The sequence below is a fragment of the Acrocarpospora phusangensis genome (genome assembly GCF_016862995.1).
Lineage (GTDB): Bacteria > Actinomycetota > Actinomycetes > Streptosporangiales > Streptosporangiaceae > Acrocarpospora > Acrocarpospora phusangensis.
Window position 1 is genome coordinate 147,380 of record NZ_BOOA01000005.1, and the last position, 15,633, is coordinate 163,012.

18 protein-coding genes are annotated in these 15,633 nt (G+C 69.1%); 7 read left to right on the forward strand and 11 right to left on the reverse strand.

Annotated features, from left to right (window positions below; translation table 11 throughout):
• The 6 genes from Aph01nite_RS04795 to Aph01nite_RS04820 form a co-directional block, all read right to left on the reverse strand.
• A complete protein-coding gene (locus tag Aph01nite_RS04795; RefSeq protein WP_204039499.1) occupies positions 1–1,221 on the reverse strand; it encodes a macrolide family glycosyltransferase in 1,221 nt (406 codons plus the stop codon).
• Positions 1,218–2,186: a patatin-like phospholipase family protein gene (locus Aph01nite_RS04800; protein ID WP_204039500.1), complete on the reverse strand. Its 969-nt coding sequence runs from the start codon at positions 2,184–2,186 to the stop codon at positions 1,218–1,220. Before Aph01nite_RS04800 ends, Aph01nite_RS04795 begins: the two co-directional genes overlap by 4 nt.
• A gap of 65 nt (positions 2,187–2,251) precedes the next feature.
• The gene (locus tag Aph01nite_RS04805; protein WP_204039501.1) at positions 2,252–3,100 is read right to left on the reverse strand and encodes an aldo/keto reductase; all 849 of its coding nucleotides are present in this window, start codon (positions 3,098–3,100) and stop codon (positions 2,252–2,254) included.
• A gap of 36 nt (positions 3,101–3,136) precedes the next feature.
• Positions 3,137–3,829, reverse strand: coding sequence for a nitroreductase (locus Aph01nite_RS04810; RefSeq protein ID WP_239161395.1), 693 nt, complete (start codon positions 3,827–3,829; stop codon positions 3,137–3,139).
• 123 nt (positions 3,830–3,952) lie between these two features.
• The gene (locus Aph01nite_RS04815) at positions 3,953–4,426 is read right to left on the reverse strand and encodes a MarR family winged helix-turn-helix transcriptional regulator (RefSeq protein ID WP_204039502.1); all 474 of its coding nucleotides are present in this window, start codon (positions 4,424–4,426) and stop codon (positions 3,953–3,955) included.
• 49 nt (positions 4,427–4,475) lie between these two features.
• On the reverse strand, positions 4,476–5,225 hold the full coding sequence (locus Aph01nite_RS04820) for a class I SAM-dependent methyltransferase (RefSeq protein WP_204039503.1): 750 nt from the start codon (positions 5,223–5,225) through the stop codon (positions 4,476–4,478).
• Between the two features lie 150 nt (positions 5,226–5,375).
• Here Aph01nite_RS04820 and Aph01nite_RS04825 point away from each other — a divergent pair, with 150 nt between their 5' ends.
• Complete coding sequence (locus Aph01nite_RS04825) at positions 5,376–6,440, forward strand: NAD(P)-dependent alcohol dehydrogenase (protein WP_204039504.1); 1,065 nt, start codon at positions 5,376–5,378, stop codon at positions 6,438–6,440.
• Positions 6,441–6,453: 13 nt separating this feature from the next.
• Here the strand turns inward: Aph01nite_RS04825 and Aph01nite_RS04830 are convergent, their stop codons facing one another.
• Entirely contained in the window at positions 6,454–8,421 is a 1,968-nt protein-coding gene (locus Aph01nite_RS04830) for an MMPL family transporter (protein ID WP_204039505.1), read from the reverse strand.
• A gap of 71 nt (positions 8,422–8,492) precedes the next feature.
• Here Aph01nite_RS04830 and Aph01nite_RS04835 point away from each other — a divergent pair, with 71 nt between their 5' ends.
• On the forward strand, positions 8,493–8,915 hold the full coding sequence (locus tag Aph01nite_RS04835; protein WP_204039506.1) for a MarR family winged helix-turn-helix transcriptional regulator: 423 nt from the start codon (positions 8,493–8,495) through the stop codon (positions 8,913–8,915).
• A gap of 31 nt (positions 8,916–8,946) precedes the next feature.
• Here the strand turns inward: Aph01nite_RS04835 and Aph01nite_RS04840 are convergent, their stop codons facing one another.
• Positions 8,947–9,321 carry a nitroreductase family deazaflavin-dependent oxidoreductase gene (locus Aph01nite_RS04840; RefSeq protein ID WP_239161396.1) on the reverse strand — a complete coding sequence of 125 codons (375 nt, stop codon included), beginning with the start codon at positions 9,319–9,321 and terminating at the stop codon, positions 8,947–8,949.
• Between the two features lie 149 nt (positions 9,322–9,470).
• Here Aph01nite_RS04840 and Aph01nite_RS04845 point away from each other — a divergent pair, with 149 nt between their 5' ends.
• Both Aph01nite_RS04845 and Aph01nite_RS04850 read left to right on the forward strand, forming a co-directional pair.
• Positions 9,471–10,118, forward strand: coding sequence for a TetR/AcrR family transcriptional regulator C-terminal domain-containing protein (locus Aph01nite_RS04845; RefSeq protein WP_204039508.1), 648 nt, complete (start codon positions 9,471–9,473; stop codon positions 10,116–10,118).
• A 155-nt stretch (positions 10,119–10,273) separates the two neighbouring features.
• The gene (locus tag Aph01nite_RS04850) at positions 10,274–10,996 is read left to right on the forward strand and encodes a VOC family protein (protein ID WP_204039509.1); all 723 of its coding nucleotides are present in this window, start codon (positions 10,274–10,276) and stop codon (positions 10,994–10,996) included.
• Between the two features lie 18 nt (positions 10,997–11,014).
• Here the strand turns inward: Aph01nite_RS04850 and Aph01nite_RS04855 are convergent, their stop codons facing one another.
• The gene (locus Aph01nite_RS04855; RefSeq protein ID WP_204039510.1) at positions 11,015–11,314 is read right to left on the reverse strand and encodes a hypothetical protein; all 300 of its coding nucleotides are present in this window, start codon (positions 11,312–11,314) and stop codon (positions 11,015–11,017) included.
• Between the two features lie 235 nt (positions 11,315–11,549).
• Here Aph01nite_RS04855 and Aph01nite_RS04860 point away from each other — a divergent pair, with 235 nt between their 5' ends.
• Both Aph01nite_RS04860 and Aph01nite_RS04865 read left to right on the forward strand, forming a co-directional pair.
• Positions 11,550–12,395 (forward strand): hypothetical protein, encoded by an 846-nt coding sequence (locus Aph01nite_RS04860; protein ID WP_204039511.1) that lies wholly within the window; start codon positions 11,550–11,552, stop codon positions 12,393–12,395.
• 243 nt (positions 12,396–12,638) lie between these two features.
• Positions 12,639–13,319, forward strand: coding sequence for a pyridoxine/pyridoxamine 5'-phosphate oxidase (locus tag Aph01nite_RS04865; RefSeq protein ID WP_204039512.1), 681 nt, complete (start codon positions 12,639–12,641; stop codon positions 13,317–13,319).
• Positions 13,320–13,375: 56 nt separating this feature from the next.
• Here the strand turns inward: Aph01nite_RS04865 and Aph01nite_RS04870 are convergent, their stop codons facing one another.
• A complete protein-coding gene (locus Aph01nite_RS04870) occupies positions 13,376–14,065 on the reverse strand; it encodes a TetR/AcrR family transcriptional regulator (RefSeq protein ID WP_204039513.1) in 690 nt (229 codons plus the stop codon).
• Between the two features lie 107 nt (positions 14,066–14,172).
• On the opposite strand from Aph01nite_RS04870, the gene Aph01nite_RS04875 reads away from it, so the two are divergent.
• A complete protein-coding gene (locus Aph01nite_RS04875) occupies positions 14,173–15,120 on the forward strand; it encodes an NAD(P)-dependent alcohol dehydrogenase (RefSeq protein WP_204039542.1) in 948 nt (315 codons plus the stop codon).
• Between the two features lie 42 nt (positions 15,121–15,162).
• Here the strand turns inward: Aph01nite_RS04875 and Aph01nite_RS04880 are convergent, their stop codons facing one another.
• A complete protein-coding gene (locus Aph01nite_RS04880) occupies positions 15,163–15,600 on the reverse strand; it encodes a hypothetical protein (protein WP_204039514.1) in 438 nt (145 codons plus the stop codon).
• Between the last annotated feature and the right edge of the window lie 33 nt (positions 15,601–15,633).

Genomic DNA, 15,633 nt, shown 5'->3' on the forward strand with positions numbered 1-15,633 from the left:
TCACCGCTCCCGTGGCGAATTCGCCATGGCCCGCCGCCCGCTCCGGCCGACCCGGCGCAGGTAGCTCTCGAGTTCGTCGGCGGCGCGCAGATAACCGCCGGCCTCCCGCTGGGCGATCCGCAAGGTGGCCGCCGCGGCCCGGAAGCACGGCTCGTGCAGCAGACGCCGGGCAAGCGCGTTCACGGCCCCCACGGTGGCGTCCTCCGTACGGATCGACAGGCCGGCGCCGAGTTCGGCAACCCGCCGAGCGACCAGCGGCTGGTCCGCGCCCTGGGGGACCACCAGCATCGGGACCCCGGCGTACATGGCCTCGTTCACGCTGTTCATCCCGCCGTGCGTGACGAACAGCGCCGCACGGGCCAGCACCTCCGGCTGCGGGACGAATCGGTGAGCGAACACGTTGTCCGGCAGCGGGCCCAGCGCCACCGGATCGGTCGCCCCCGTGGAAACGATCACCGTGCCGCCGAGGGGTGCGAGCGCGGCGGCGAAAGTGCGCAGCAACCCCGGGCCGGCGTTGAAGACCGTGCCCAGCGAGGCGTACAGCACGGGGTCTCGCAGGCGGCCGGCGGGGAACGGGACGGGCGGACGGGCGCCGAGGCTCGGGCCGACGAACCTGAACGACCGGTCGAAGGCGTCGGCGTGGGGCTGGAACGCGCGCGAGGTGAAGATCAGGTTGAGCGGCTGGCGCACGTTCGCCAGGTCGAGCAGGGGCAGCCCACGAGTGTCGTAGCGGCGGTGCAACCCCCACCGGGACCGCAGGTAGCGCTGGACGTTCCGGGGCCGGATCGCGGCCGCGGCCAGCAGATCCCACGAGGCGTGGGTGGGGCTCGGCGCGTACCGGTTGAACGCGAACGTGGTGAACAACGCCGCCGCCGGCACCCCGAGTTCGCGGGCGGCGACCGCGCCCCAGGGGCAGGCCGCCCCGTGGACGATCAGGTCGGGCCGTACGTCACGGAGATCCGAGAGCACGGCGGGCAGGAGACCGACGGCGGTGCGCGCGAGGCCGTCCAGCATCGTGACCGGCGTCGGCGGGTCGGGGAGCGGCTGGTCGCCCCCGGGGTAGAGGCGCACGGTCGCACCGGCGGCCGCGATCTGCTCCGAATACATGGGCGAGGTGTGGTACGTGACGGAATGGCCACGGCGAACGAGCTCGGCCACGACCGGCAGCGTCGGATTGACGTGCCCGTGCATGGCGATGTTGAGGAACGCGATGGTGCTCATCGACCCACCTCCGATACGGGCGATGTGGCCGGAGGACCGTCCAGCCCATAGAGACCGGGCCCGCTGATGCGCAGCCCGTCGAGGAAGCGGCCCGCGGCGAGGCAGGCGGTATTGATCAGCCGCCGGGAATGCCGGAAATCCCACGGCGCGGGCCAGGTTTCGATGCCGGTCGGCAGCACGACGGTCGGAATCCGGCGGGACACCTCGAGCAGGTCACGCTCGATCTGGTGGTGCCACAGCAGCAGCCCCGCCCTGGCGGCGACCGCGCCCGCCCGGCGTGGCGGCACGGTGGGGCGCAGCGGCCAACCGGCCGGTCCGATGGACAGCACCACGACGCTGGCCGCCCCCGCCTCCTGGGCCGCCCGCACCGGGACGTAGGAGATCACTCCGCCGTCGACGAGCGTCCGGCCGTCCCGGTCCACCGGGGGCAGGACGCCCGGAATGGCCGTGCTGGCCAGCAGCGCGGATTCGAGATCTCCGTGGTCGAGCAGCGCCTGGGCGCCGGTGGACAAGTCCATGGCGACCGCGGTGAAGGGGACCTCCAGCTGCTCGATCCGCGACGGCAGCCCCGCCTGGGCGATCAGCCTGCGCAGGCCGCGATCGGCACAGATGCTGGCCCGCGAGGACAGGTAGCCGAGCGGGAACACCTCGCGGCGGCGCGCGTGGGTCCACACCCGATCCAGCCAGGGTGCGGCCTGGCCGGGATGGGCGGCCGCGATCGCTCCGTTGAGGGCGCCCACCGAGGTTCCGATGATCAGGTCGGGGACGAATCCTCGCTGCTCAAGCGCGTACCCGACGCCGACCTGCGCGGCCCCGAGCACGCCCCCGCCGCCCACCACCACGGCCACGGGACGGGGGAGGGCGCGCAGGCCCACCAGGCTCTCGCCGCCCGTCATGGGGCAGTGGGCCCCGCCGACGCCGTCGAGAGCCGAGGGGGCCGGTCTCCGGCGATAGGTAATCCTCATGGTTCGTCCTCTCTCACCACGGCGCGCCCGGGGGCCGCTGCGCAGGGAAGGGGCCGATTTCGCGATCAGGCGAGGTCGGCTAGGTCCTCCTCGGTGAGGCTGATCCACCGGGCGGCCAGGTTCTCCTCCAGGTGGGCCGCGGAGCCGGTGCCCGGGATGGCCAGGGTGACCGGGGACAGGGCCAGCAGCCAGGCGAGGGCGATCTGGTAGACCGTGGCGCCGTGCCGTCCGGCGACCTTGACCAGGCCGGGGTCGTCGGTGTCGGCCCTGCCGCCGCCGAGGGGGAAGAAGGGGACGAAGGCGATACCGTCCTGGGCGCAGGCGTCCAGGACGGCCGTCTCGTCACGGTTGGTGATGTGGAAGTTGTTCTGGACGGCCACGACGGGAGCGATCGTCCGAGCCTCGGTCAGATGGCCGAGATCGACGTTGCTGATGCCCAGGTGGCGGATCAGGCCCTCCTCGCGCAGCGCGGCGAGCGCCTCGAAGCGTTCGGCGAGCGATTCGCCGTGCGGGGGCTCGTTCCTGCCGATGCGCAGGTAGACCAGGTCGAGGCGGTCCAGGCCCAGGCTCTGGAGGTTCGCTTCGACCTGGAGCCGCAGTTCCGCGGGGGTGGCCTGGCGGGGACCGCCGGGACCGAAGATCGGGCCGACCTTGGTGGCGATGACCAGGTCGTACGGATACGGGGCCAGGGCTTCGCGGATCAGGGTGTTGGCCCGCACCGAGTGGTCCTCGCTGCGGTAGAAGTCGGCGGTGTCGATGTGGTTGACGCCGAGGTCCACGGCACGGCGCAGGACGGCGCGGCCGGACTCGGCGTCGCGGGCCGGTTCGCCCGGATTGTTCTGGGGCAGGCGCATGGCGCCGAAGCCGATCCGGTCGATCGCGAGGTCGCCGCCGAGGCGGAACGGGCTGGTCATGTCTCTCCTCGTGAGGTGATGGGTGCGGCGCGGCCTTCAGGCCGCATGTGATCGCCGTGCCTGACCTCCGACGAACATGACCGTCTCGTCGAGCGGCGCCCTGCACGTGCGGGCGTAACTCACCGTGTCGTCCTCGTAGCCGATCGACATGCCGCAGTAGAGGATGAGCCCGTCGGGGGGCGACAGGATCTCCGCCACGGTCCGGTGGTACTTCGCCCACGCCATCTGCGGGCAGCTGTGCAGCCCTTCGGCGCGGAGCAGCAGCATGACCGTCTGCAGGTACATGCCGACGTCGGCCCACTGGGGCGGGCCCAGGTCCTTGTCGATGTAGCAGAACAGGGCCGCGGGAGCGCCGTAGCAGTCCCAGTTCGCGGACGCGGCCCGCTGGCGCGCCTCCCAGTCCTCGCGCCGGATGCCGAGCGCGCCGTAGCGCTCTTTACCGAAGGCGGATCGCCGCTCGCGGTACGGGGACTTCAGGTCGGACGGGTACATCTCGTATTCCCGCTCGTCCCAGGGGTCGCCCGCGGCCAGGCGCTCGCCCGCGCGCTTCTTGAGCTCGGCCAGGGGAGCACCGGTCAGCACGTAGACGTGCCACGGCTGGAGGTTCGATCCGGACGGCGCCCAGGCCGCCGCCGACAGCACGCGCTCCAGCGCCTCCCTCGGGACACGCTGGTCGGTGAATCCGCGCACTGCCCGCCGGCTGGTGACCGCCTCGTACACATCCAACATCGCTAACCCCCTCTGCGCGACGTCTTCAAGTTGTTACATATACGACCGTATCACTCGTGACGGTATCATCCAATACTATTTCGCAGCATGGTGAGGAAGGTCACACGTACAGGACCAGGCCTTTTACGCCTCTCCGCCTGAGGGGTAGGCGAATCGGGTCAGCAGATCCATCAGCTGCTCGGCCTCGCCGGGCTTCAGTTCGGCGACCAGACGCTCGGACATCGGCTCCGCCGCCACCTGGGCCGCCGCGAAAAGTTCGGCGCCCTGGGGCGTGATCTCCACTTCGCGCACCCGCCGGTCTCCCGGGACGATCTTGCGTACGGCCAGGCCCATCCGCTCGAGATCGTCCACGACCCGCATGATTCCCGCCTTGTCCGACCCCGTAGCCGCCGCCAGGTCCCGCTGAACCGTGGGCCCGCGCTCGACCAGCACGATCAGCACCGCGAAATGCCGCAACTCAATGCCGAGCGGCCGGATCGCCTCCGTCATCACCGCGGCCGCCCGCCAGTGCGCCTGGCGCAGCAGCAGGCCAAGAGCGAAGGGCGTGGCCTCCCCGGGGCGATCGGTGGTGGTTCCGTCAGGGGTGTCAGCGGTCATGAGGCCATATTACCTCGGATCTTCTCACCTGATACGGTATCATTTGAAATTAGTTTGTGATCAGCAGGCGGAGGCCGAGCTCGGCCGTGTCGAGATCGACGAGCTCTCGGTTGCGTTCGGCCCACCGACCTGATGCGAGGTCATCCCCGAGGCTGTGCACCGCGCGCTGCTCGGCGTCCGGCCCGACTTTGGCCCAGACCGATACCCCGCGGCGGACTCCTTCATCCAGATACGCCTCGGGCCGCCGCCAGTGGGCCTCGAAGAAGCCGTCGGCGCAGTCCCACGGGATGGGCACCGGCTCCAGCCGGGCTCCGATCGCGCGAGCGAGTTCGGTCACCGAAGGGCGGCCGGCAAGCAGGTTCGCGACCTCGGGCAGGTAGTCGCGGGTGAGCCAGAACCGATGCAGCCATCCGGCGTCACTGGTGTCGTGCGTGAACACCACCACGCGGCGGGCGACCCGCCGCATCTCACGCAGTCCCGCGATCGGGTCCTGCCAGTGGTGAATGGAGGCGACCGCCATCGCGGCGTCGAAGGAATGGTCATCGAAAGGCAGGCTCTCCGCGGATCCGACCAGGCACGGCGCCGCGTCCGGACGGCGCTGCGAACGCATGAGCGCCGACGGTTCCACCGCGAGGACGTAACGGTCGGCGGGCTCGTAGGACCCGGTCCCCGCCCCGACGTTCAGCACGGTCCGGGCGTCGCCGAGCGCGGCCCAGATCTGGGCGGCGATACGAGGTTCCGTACGCCGTGTCGCGGTGTAGTTGGCTCCGATGGTGTCGTACAACTGCGCGCTGGACATTGACGCTGCCTTTCCGGCCACCCCGACGACTCGGGGGAAAGCAAAGCCTAGATTGCCTACCGTTTCGTCTGCTTTGTAATGATTGCCACTATTTTGAGTTATAAGCGAACCTTTACGTCCTTACGATCCGCCCAGGATTAGGGAGGCGTCATGATGCGCGCAGCGCGGATGCACGGCTACAAGCAGCCGTTGCGGATCGACGAGGTACCGGTTCCCGAACCGGGCCCGAACGAGGTTCTTCTCGAAGTCCAGGCCACGGGAATGTGCCGTAGCGACTACCAGCTCATCGACGGCTACTTCCCGGTCGAACTGCAGTTTCCCTACATCCCCGGCCACGAGGTGGCCGGCCGGGTCGCCCGGCTGGGCGCGGACGTCCCCGCGTCGGCCGGACTGTCGGAGGGGGATCTGGTGGTCGTGCATCCCGCCTGGGGCGACGGCACCTGCCGGCAGTGCCACGAAGGCAACGAGCAGCTGTGCACGGGAAGCGGGGGGTGGATCGGCTTCGGGCCGCCCGGAGGCTTCGCCGAGTACGTCACGGCTCCCAGCCGCTATCTCATCCGCATCGACCCGAACATGGGTCTGGAGCCTCAGTATCTGGCGCCCCTGGTGGACGCCGGGCTGACGCCGTACCGGGGGATGAAGAAGATCCGCGCCACCGGAAGACTGGGGCCGGGGCGCACGGTGGTCGTCAGCGGGATCGGCGGGCTCGGCAGCTACGGCGTCCAGTACGCCCGGCTGCTCGGCGACGGAGCCACCGTGGTCGCCTTCACCCGCAGCGACGACAAACTCGCGGTGGCGAGGGAGAACGGCGCCGACCACACCATCAACACCCGTGGCAAGACCTCCGGCCAGGTACGGGCCGAACTCGCGGAGCTGACCGGCCGCGGCGAGATCGACGCCGCCCTGGACTGCTCCGGTGCTCCGCAGTCGCTCGAACTCAACGCCTCGCTCCTGGCCGCCGAAGGAGCACTCGTGTCGGTGGGCCTGATGGGCCAGCACTTCGAAGTCCCGATCTTCCCGTTCGTCTCCGGGGAGAGGATCTTCTCCGGATCCTTCTGGGGCAACTACAACGACCTCACCGAGATCCTCGCCCTCGCCGGCCAAGGCGGGGTCAAGCACACCGTCACACCGTTCAGGCTCGACGAGATCAACGACAGGCTCGACGCGCTGGGCCGGGGCGAGGTGATCGGGCGTCAGGTCGTCGTCTTCGACTGACCTCACCGCCTGGTCACGACCGGCGGTCGGAACGGGCGAGCCCGCCGGGCCACCAGATCCGCCCGCCGAGGTCCAGCGTGAGCGCGGTCAGCAGCACCGACCGCACGACGAACGTGTCGAGCAGGACGCCGAACGCGACCAGGAAGCCGATCTCGGTGAGCACGACCAGCGGGAGCACGCCCAGGACGGCGAACGTCGCCGCCAGCACCACGCCCGCCGACGTGATCACGCCGCCGGTCGCGGCGAGCGCGCGCAGGGCCGCCTCGCGGGTGCCGTGCGCCGGTGTCTCCTCGCGGGTCCGGGTGATCAGGAAGATGTTGTAGTCGACGCCGACCGCCACCAGGAACACGAACGCCAGCAGCGGCACCCCCGTCTCGACGGCGGTGAAGCCGAAGATCTCGGTGAACACCAGACCGCTGACGCCGAGCGTGGCCGCGAACGAGAGCACGACGGTCGCGATCAGCACCAGCGGCGCGGTCACGGCGCGCAGCAGGATGCCCAGGATGAGGCCGATCGCCACCAGGATCAGCGGGATGATGAGCTTCGCGTCGCGGGCCGAGGCCACTTCGGAGTCGAGCGCGACGGCCGTGGTGCCGCCGACCTGGATGCCGTCGATCTCGCGCAACCGCTTGACCGTGTCGTACGCGGCCGGGCTGTCGGGAGCGTCGCGCAGGGCGCCGGTCATCAGCGCCTGATCGCCCCGCGGGACGGGGTCCGTCAAGGCGGCGACGCCCCGGTCCGCCCTGATCGCGGCGGCGGCTCGCGGATCGCCGATCACGACGAGGGAGCCGTCCTGCGCGGTGCCGAAGTGCTTTTCGAGGAGCTGGGCGCCGATGACGGAGTCGGGGGTGCCGCGGTAGGTGCCGGCCTCGGCCAGCGGCCCGATCTTGATGACGAACAGGCCGCAGGCCAGGCCGCCCAGGACGAGCGTGGTCACCAGCCACGTCGCGCGCGGGCGCCGGGCGACGGAGCGGCCGATCCGCCCCCAGACGGTGTCCGTTTCCGTCTTTTCCCTCCCGTACGCGGGGACGCGTGGCCAGAAGACCCCGCGCGGCAGGACGACGAGCAGGGCGGGCAGCAGGGTGAGCATCGCCGCCAGCGCGCAGAGCACGCCGACGGCGCACACCGGGCCGAGCCCCCGGGAGGAGTTCTGCTCGGCGGCCAGCAGGCACAGCAGCGCGGCGATCACCGTGGCCGCGCTGGCGACGATCGGCGGCGCGGCCCTGCGGCGGGCCACGGCCATGGCCGCCCGCCGGTCCTGGTGCCGGACCAGCTCCTCGCGATAGCGGGCGACCAGCAGCAACGCGTAGTCGGTGGCGATGCCGAACACCAGCACGAGCAGGATCCCCGCACTCTGCCCACTGACGGTCACCCCGGCATATTTCGCCAGCAGGTACGTCCCCGCCTGCGCCAGCACCAGCGCCGCCCCCGCCGAGCAGAACGGGATGATCCACAACAACGGCCCCCGGAACGTGACCAGAAGCACCACGATCACGACCGCCGACGTGGCGATCAGAAGCGTCAGATCGATCGACCCGAACACCTCGATGGCGTCCGCCGACTGCCCGGCGGGCCCGGTCACGTGCGCGCCCTCCCCGGCGATCTCCTTCACCCGCTGGACGGCAGGCGTCAGCGCGTCGTAGTCCCGCCCGTCAAGCGGCACGACCACCTGAACCGCGGCCCCGTCCTTCGACGGGATCGGCGGCGACGGCCGCCCCGCCGCGACAGCCTCCAACCGCGGGATCAACGCCGCCACATCCGCGACCGTACGACCCTCGAAGACGACGATCGCCGGAACCTGCGCTCCGTCGGCGAAGTCGCGCTGCGCCAGCTGGACCAGCGTCGATTCGGCCGAACCCGGCAGGAACGACGTCGGATCGTTCTTCTCGACGTCGTTCAACTTGCCGCTGAGCATGCCGGCCCCGGCTAACACGACCAGCCAGACCGCCAGTGTGATCCACGTGCCCACTCGCCCGAGCATCCGCGCCTCCAGATTACTAAGTACCCTTAGTGTGCCTTCGTGCGGTCCTCCGCCATGGTTGCATCGGAGATGTGGACGATTTCACCGACTGGCCGACCGGACGGCTCCTGCTGACCGCGGCCCGGCTGGTCGAGCAGGAGTGGAACGCCGTCCTGGCCGGCGTCGGCCTGACCCACGCCGGATTCCTCGCCCTGCACGCCCTGGAGGACGGACCGTCCACGCAGCGCGGGCTTGCCGCGAGGGCATACGTGGAGGAACAGACGATCCGCCCTGTGCTCGACCGACTGGAACGCCACGGCCACATCGCCCGCGTACGCGATCCCGCCGACCGCCGCCGGGTCATCGTCACCCGCACCGAGGAGGGCGCTCAGGCGTACCGGGCCGTGCTGGAGTCGGGGTCGGCGGAGGCCGTCATCACCGACCGCGTGGGCGACGCGGCGACCCTGCGCGCCGAACTGATCCGGTTGCTCGGCGGAATGCGCCCCGGTAGATAGCGCGCCCGGCTCGGCGTGGGAGCACCTGCACTCAGTTGGGCGGATCCTGTCGCCGGTGGTCCTCGGAGACCTGGTCCATGCGGAGGAATTCGGTGATGCGGAGCAGTTTCGGTGGGCGTGCGACCTTGGCGGGAAGGGCTTGGAAGGCCTCGGTTTCGCCGACGAGGCGTGGGGCCGTGAGTTCTACCTCGCTTCCGTCTACGCGGAGTCGTGCGCTGCCGGTTGTCAGGACGTTCCGCACCCAGTCGGAGCGTGAGCCGTACACGAGGACGAACAGGTAGCCGCCGTCGACGGGGTGCGCGTCGAGCGGTGTGCGGTATGTCGTGCCAGAGGTGCGACCGACGTGGATCAGCACCGGCCATGTTCCGCTCGCGATCGCGCGAGGGTTGAACAGCCTCTTGTTCACGTGTCCCCACCATCTCGGCATCGGCATGGGATCTCCCTTCTCTCGCCCTCGGTGGGGGGCGTGCTGGCTTACATCTGTAAGGCGACTTACGTGTGTAAGGCTGGCTTACGCTTGTAAGGTTGTCAACCCGCTCGAAGTCCGGAGTCGTCGTGTCGCCACCGCAACCGCTCAGCAGGGGTCTTGTGCTGGAAGCCGCGATTCGGGTCGCTGACCGTGGGGGCGTGGAGGCGATCACGATGCGGCGGGTGGCGCAGGAGTTGGGCGTGGAGGCGATGTCGCTCTACCACCATGTGACGAACAAGGACGCGATTCTGGACGGTGTGGTCGACATGGTGTTCGCGGCGATCAAGCTACCCGGTGTCGCGTACGACGACTGGCGGGATGCGATCCGGGCGCGCGCTTCCTCCGCGCGTTCCGTCCTGTCGCAGCACAGTTGGGCTCTCGGCCTCATGGACTCCCGCCGAAACCCGGGGCCGGCGACACTGCGCCATCATGACGCCGTCCTCGGTGTCCTCCGGGAGGCGGGGTTCACGCTGGCGATGGCCGCGCACGCGGTCTCGCTCATCGACAGCTACGTCGGCGGGTTCGTCCTCCAGGAGGCGAACCTGCCGATGACGACACGAGACGATGTCGAGGATGTGGCCGGTGACATCCTCGAGCACCTGCCGGCGGACGAGTTGCCGTACCTCAGGGAGATGATCGTCGACCATGCCCTGCGGCCGGGGTACGACCACAGGAGCGAGTTCGGCTATGGTCTGGACCTGATTCTGGACGCGCTCGAAGCCCGTCGCAGGTAATCCCGGCACGGGATGTTCGCGGGATCGTGACCTGCGTGGTCGGCGGCCTAAATTCGTTGGCGTCGTCGTTGGCGGGCGGGCTAGCGTGGCTCCGTCGTGCGCCAGGACGGCGTGTCCTGACTGCGCTCGTGAGTCAGCAGATTTGGAGATTCGGGATGGCTCCTCAACTCGTCGCGCTCTGCTTCGATGCGAACGACCCACTCGGTATCGCTCGTTTCTGGGCAGGTGTTCTGGGCTGGGAGCTGGCCGACGACCCCCAAGACGGCGTCGTGCTCCTGCCGAACGATGACACCGGGTTCCGGCTCCGGTTTCTCCCGACGGAGGAGAAGAAGGCCGGGCCGAACCCGATGCACTTCGATCTGACCAGCGCGTCCCTTGAGGGACAGCAGGAGACGGTGGCGAGGGCGCTCGAACTCGGTGGGCGGCACATCGACATCGGGCAGCTGCCGGAGGAGGAGCACGTCGTGCTCGCGGACCCCGAAGGCAACGAGTTCTGCGTCATCGAGGCGGGCAACAACTTCCTCGCCGAATGCGGATTCATCGGGGCGGTCTCGTGTGACGGTACGCAGGAGGTCGGGTACTTCTGGAGCGAAGCGCTGGGCTGGCCGTTGGTCTGGGATCAGAACGAGGAGACCGCGATCCGGTCGCCGCACGGCGGTCCGAAGATCACCTGGGGTGGTCCGCCGCTGAACCTGAAGACCGGGAAGAACCGGCTGCACTTCGACCTCGCTCCCCATGCTGACGGTGATCAGCAGGCGGAGGTCGACCGTCTCATCTCCCTCGGAGCGACTCGAATCGACTTCGGCCAGTGCGGGGAAGGCCGGGTGGCGTTGGCCGATCCCGACGGCAACGAGTTCTGCGTTCTGACCCCTCGATAGCGGGCCGCGTTCGCAGGGTCAGTCGATGTAATTGACCATGATGCCGACCGGGACCGACGCGAGCAGCCCGAGGGCGAAGAAGAACCACGCCTGCCGCCTGCCCGCGCGGATCAGTTCCGCGTTGGACTCCTGAATGACGGCCCTGACCCGCTCCAGCGCCTGCCGTTCCGCGCGTGAGACGCGGCCCAGACGTTCCGCGCGCTCGAACAGCCGAAGATCCTGCTCCAACGCCCGTATGGGACGAAGCACGAGATGGGCGGACACGAGAGCCACGACCACGTAGATCAGCACCGGGGCGACGAAGACGGCTATCTCCACGGACGTCATTGTCGGAAAGCACTGCAGATCCCACCAGTGCTATCTCACGGATCTACTCCAGGGTAGAAGATCATCGTTATCTGGGCGCTGGCGGCGCCTGTTGTGTGTCCTTTGGCCGGTTGCGGAACCCGCGTCCGCACCGCGCGGTACTGCCCGGGTGAAACCGAGAGAGGCCTTTCGACGGCGTGACCCGTTGGGAGGCCTCCGCCAAAGATCACAGATAAAGGACATTGACATGCGTATGAAGAAGAACCTGGTCCGCCTGTCGCTGCTGGCCACGGCCTGCTCCGCCATGGTCGGCGCTCTGGCCGGGCCCAGCCATGCCGCGACTGTGGGGGGAACCGTCCAGGTGGTGGGCAACAAGGTCGTCTACAACGGCGCCGGCAACGCCGCCAACTCCATCGAAGTCATGCACGGCGGCACTGTCATCATCGTGCTGGAGACCAGCGCCGCGCTCTCGATCTCAGCCGGGACCGGGTGCACCCAGATCAACGACAAGAACGTGCACTGCCCGGTCAGGGAGCTGGAGGTCAACCTCGGCGGCGGAAGCGACAAGTTCACCGTCGGCGGTCCGCAGGCGTTCGGCATCGCCACCACCGTTCGCGGCGGCGACGGCATCGACACCTACCAGGGCGGCCGTGACCCCGGCAGCTCGCGCGTCACCTTCATCGGCGGTCCCGGCGCCCACGACACGGCCGACTACTCCCGCGCCACCAGCCGGGTGCTGGTCGACCTGGGCACCCAGGCGGGCAACGACGCCGACGACGGCCGGGACGCCAACGGCGACGCCGACAACATCCACAGCGACGTGGAGACGCTGACCGGCAGCGACTTCGCCGACTCCCTGCGCGGCAACGAGAACAACAACCAGATCCTCGGCGGCAAGGGCCGCGACGCGATGCGAGGCGGCCCCGGCGACGACATTCTCTACGCGTACGTCCCCGGCCCGCCCCCGAACTACACCGTGACCCCCGAGGCCGACAGCACCGACCTCAGTTGCGGCGCCGGCACCGACGCCCTCTACGTCGACTCGGCCGACCCCGCCGCCAGCGAGTGCGAAACCCGCCAGGTCGTCGGCTGAGCGCCATCGACAATCGCACGTCACTCAAGCCGCACCACCCGGCCCCGGGTCCCGAAGCACTGTCTCCGGGATCCGGGGCTGGCCTTTACCCAGGTCCAGCAATTACCCAGGTCCAGCAATCGGGGGATGCCCGGCGCCGAACAAGATGTGGATCGATGTTAATTTCGTCGGTTGGCGGCCGCTGATCAGGGCGTGCCGAAGCGGTGGATGAAACGATCATGGAGATAGGCGGGGGCGTGACACATGGTCGCAGGTAGGGGATCCGAAACCGGCTCGATCCGGGATCTGCTGCGCGGATTGCCGGTGTTCGCAGACGAATTGCCCGTCTTCGACGTCGATAGCGCGCCCGCTTCCCCGGTCGCGCTGTTCGTGGACTGGCTGAAAGCGGCGATCGAGGCTGGTGTGCCCGAGCCGCACGCGATGACCCTCTCCACCGCCGACGCCGCCGGGCGGCCGTCTTCGCGGGTGCTGATCTGCAAGGACATCGATGTGGACGGCTGCTGGTATTTCGCCGCCAACCGCGCCAGTCGCAAGGGCCGGGAGCTTGCCGTCAACGGCCATGCGGCATTGAACTTCTACTGGCCGCGTCAGGGCCGCCAGATCCGCGTGTCGGGACCGGTACAGCCGACCGGCCCCGAACGAAGCGCCGCCGATTTCCTGGCCCGCTCCCCGGGTTCCCGCGCCGAGGCGCTGGCCGGCCGGCAGTCCGAGATCCTGACCGATCCCGGCGAGCTTGCCACAGCAGTCGAGGAAGCCCAGAACAAGATCGCCGCCACCCCTGACCTCGTCGCCCAAGACTGGACCCTCTACGCCGTCCGCGCCAACGAGGTGGAATTCTGGCAGGCCAACCGCGAACGCTGTCACATCCGCCTTCAGTACGTACGCGACGATTCCTCCTGGATCCATCGTCGGCTCTGGCCCTAGCCCGGGGCTGATCACCGGAGTCCACGCCGAGCCCGGCGTGCAGGTAGGCGACGCCGTTACTGCGGCTGGTGGATGTGCTGCAGTCCCAGCGGGGCGGGCGGGGGGAGGGGTTCGGTGTGGCCGGCCTGGAAGGACTGGAGGAAGTAGGCGACCAGGCGTCGGGACGCGGCCAGTGAGACCTGCTTCGACTCTCCGACGATGCCGCTGTTGGCCAGGAGCAGGAGGACGAGGTCGCTGGGGTGGAAGTCGGGGCGCAGCCGCCCGGCGTCTTTGGCGCGCCGTACCAGCTGGGCGAGGCTGTTCTCGGCGCGGACGCGTTCACGGTCGTAGTCGAAGGCGTCGGGGAACTGTGAGAGGAACGCGTCGGTGAAACCTCGATCGGTGGCCTGCATCGTACACAGCTTCTCGATCACGGAGCAGAACCCGTGCCAGGGGTCGGGGTCCTCCAGCGCCTCGTCGAGGACCGCGACGCAGACGGCGAGCTGTTCGGCGAATGCTTCGGTGACGAGAGCGGCGCGGTTGGGGAACCGCCGGTAGAGGGTGGCGGCGCCGACTCCGGCACGGCGGGCGATCGTCGTGAGGGGCACGTCGATTCCCTGGGTCGTGAACGCCTCGCGGGCGGCTTCGAGGATGCGGTCGCGATTGTGCCGGGCATCGGCGCGCAGGGCTGAGCCCGCGGCAGACGGAGGGGTCCCATTGGCGGAGGCGGGCATCTGGCCTGGGTTCCGAGAGCGCTGAGCAGGCATATCTCTCACTTTAGCCTAAGTGGACGATGTCGTCCGTTTACGACGTTAGCTTGGGACGAGCGGACAGAACGCCCTCTCGAGAAGAACAGGACGAGCCTGTGAACCAGATGCGCGCAGCCCTCTACGACCGGTACGGACCCCCGGATGTGCTCTACGAGGGCAAGGTTCCTGTGCCGCAGATCAAACCCGACGAGGTTCTGGTACGCGTCCACGCGGCCAGCGTCAACGGTGGCGAACTGGCCGGCCGGGCCGGGAAACTCCGGCTGGTCACCGGGCGCCGCTTCCCCCAGCGCACCGGAATCGACTTCACCGGCGAGATCGCCGAGGTCGGGCCCTCGGTGGCCGGGCTGAGGGAGGGGGAGCGGGTGTGGGGAATCCTGGGCCGGAAGTTCGGCAGCGTGGCGGAGTACGTGGCCGTCCGCCCCCGGCAGACAGCCCCCGCGCCGGCCGACCTCACGATGGTGGAGGCCGTCTCCCTACTCGCGGGCGGTACGACATCGATCACCGCCCTGCGCGACAAGGCCCATCTCAAGGCCGGCGAGCGCCTCCTGGTGCGCGGCGCCAGCGGCGGCGTCGGCAGCGTCGCCGTCCAGATCGGCAAGCTGTTCGGCGCTCACGTCACCGCGCTCGCGGGCCCGAAAAACCTCGATTTCGTACGCGATCTGGGCGCGGACGAAGTCCTCGACTACCACACGACCCACCCGTCCGGACTGGGCGCCTTCGACGTCATCATGGACACCGTCGGCACGCACCACCCCGCTTACCGGCGGCTCCTGGCCCCCGGCGGACGCATGGTCGCCATCGCCTTCGATCTCGAGAACCTTCTCACCAGCCTCTCCTACATCCTCGGCTCAGCCGTCCACGGCTCCCAGCGCGTGCGCTTCTTCAGCGGCAACCCCGGCCACGAACTGTTCGCCGAGCTAACCCGATACGCAGAGAACGGCGACATCCGCCCCGTCGTGGACACCGTCCACCCCCTCGCCGGCATCGCCGCCGCCCACCGCGCACTGGAGGCCGGCGGCGTCCGCGGCAAACACGTCATCCAACTCGTGTGACCGCCCCGTCCGCAGCCGCCGTCACGCCGACAGGTCGTGGGCTCACGAGATGACTTCAGGGGCATCACTGGCAATCTCAAAGCCCGAAATATCATCGCAAGGGACGGCCGACCAGAGCTTGACCAGCGCCGCCCAGATCCGCTTGACCAGAACCCCGTCCGGGTTGTCCCCGCTGAGCGTGATCGTAGCGAGCAGGTCACAACCCCAGATGCCGTACTCGCAATCCGGATCGACCTCTATCACCGACTCGGCGATGAAGGCGACACCTGCGTGCATTTCCAGCGTCAGCCAATCGGCGCGAGCCTGACCATCGGGCCCTTTCGTGGCCAACCCGGAGGCCGCCACCTCGTCAACGAACGGCCCGTGCCACTCCCCAAGCAAGGGATCTCCTGAGTCGAGCAACTCGTCAAGCAGCCGTTCCATCGCGGCCTGACCAACTTGCTCACCCGCCCTGCAGAAGAACCTGAGGTAATACGCCACTCGATGTCCATCTCAAACTGTGTCGGGGTTCGA

Coding starts and splice junctions, on each gene's coding strand:
- Aph01nite_RS04825 (WP_204039504.1), top strand. CDS start 5,376: ATGATGCGCGCAGCGCGGATGCACGGCTACAAGCAGCCGTTGCGGATC.
- Aph01nite_RS04820 (WP_204039503.1), bottom strand. CDS start 5,225: ATGTCCAGCGCGCAGTTGTACGACACCATCGGAGCCAACTACACCGCG.
- Aph01nite_RS04865 (WP_204039512.1), top strand. CDS start 12,639: ATGGTCGCAGGTAGGGGATCCGAAACCGGCTCGATCCGGGATCTGCTG.
- Aph01nite_RS04870 (WP_204039513.1), bottom strand. CDS start 14,065: ATGCCTGCTCAGCGCTCTCGGAACCCAGGCCAGATGCCCGCCTCCGCC.
- Aph01nite_RS04805 (WP_204039501.1), bottom strand. CDS start 3,100: ATGACCAGCCCGTTCCGCCTCGGCGGCGACCTCGCGATCGACCGGATC.
- Aph01nite_RS04850 (WP_204039509.1), top strand. CDS start 10,274: ATGGCTCCTCAACTCGTCGCGCTCTGCTTCGATGCGAACGACCCACTC.
- Aph01nite_RS04875 (WP_204039542.1), top strand. CDS start 14,173: ATGCGCGCAGCCCTCTACGACCGGTACGGACCCCCGGATGTGCTCTAC.
- Aph01nite_RS04810 (WP_239161395.1), bottom strand. CDS start 3,829: ATGTTGGATGTGTACGAGGCGGTCACCAGCCGGCGGGCAGTGCGCGGA.
- Aph01nite_RS04830 (WP_204039505.1), bottom strand. CDS start 8,421: ATGCTCGGGCGAGTGGGCACGTGGATCACACTGGCGGTCTGGCTGGTC.
- Aph01nite_RS04800 (WP_204039500.1), bottom strand. CDS start 2,186: ATGAGGATTACCTATCGCCGGAGACCGGCCCCCTCGGCTCTCGACGGC.
- Aph01nite_RS04815 (WP_204039502.1), bottom strand. CDS start 4,426: ATGACCGCTGACACCCCTGACGGAACCACCACCGATCGCCCCGGGGAG.
- Aph01nite_RS04795 (WP_204039499.1), bottom strand. CDS start 1,221: ATGAGCACCATCGCGTTCCTCAACATCGCCATGCACGGGCACGTCAAT.
- Aph01nite_RS04860 (WP_204039511.1), top strand. CDS start 11,550: ATGCGTATGAAGAAGAACCTGGTCCGCCTGTCGCTGCTGGCCACGGCC.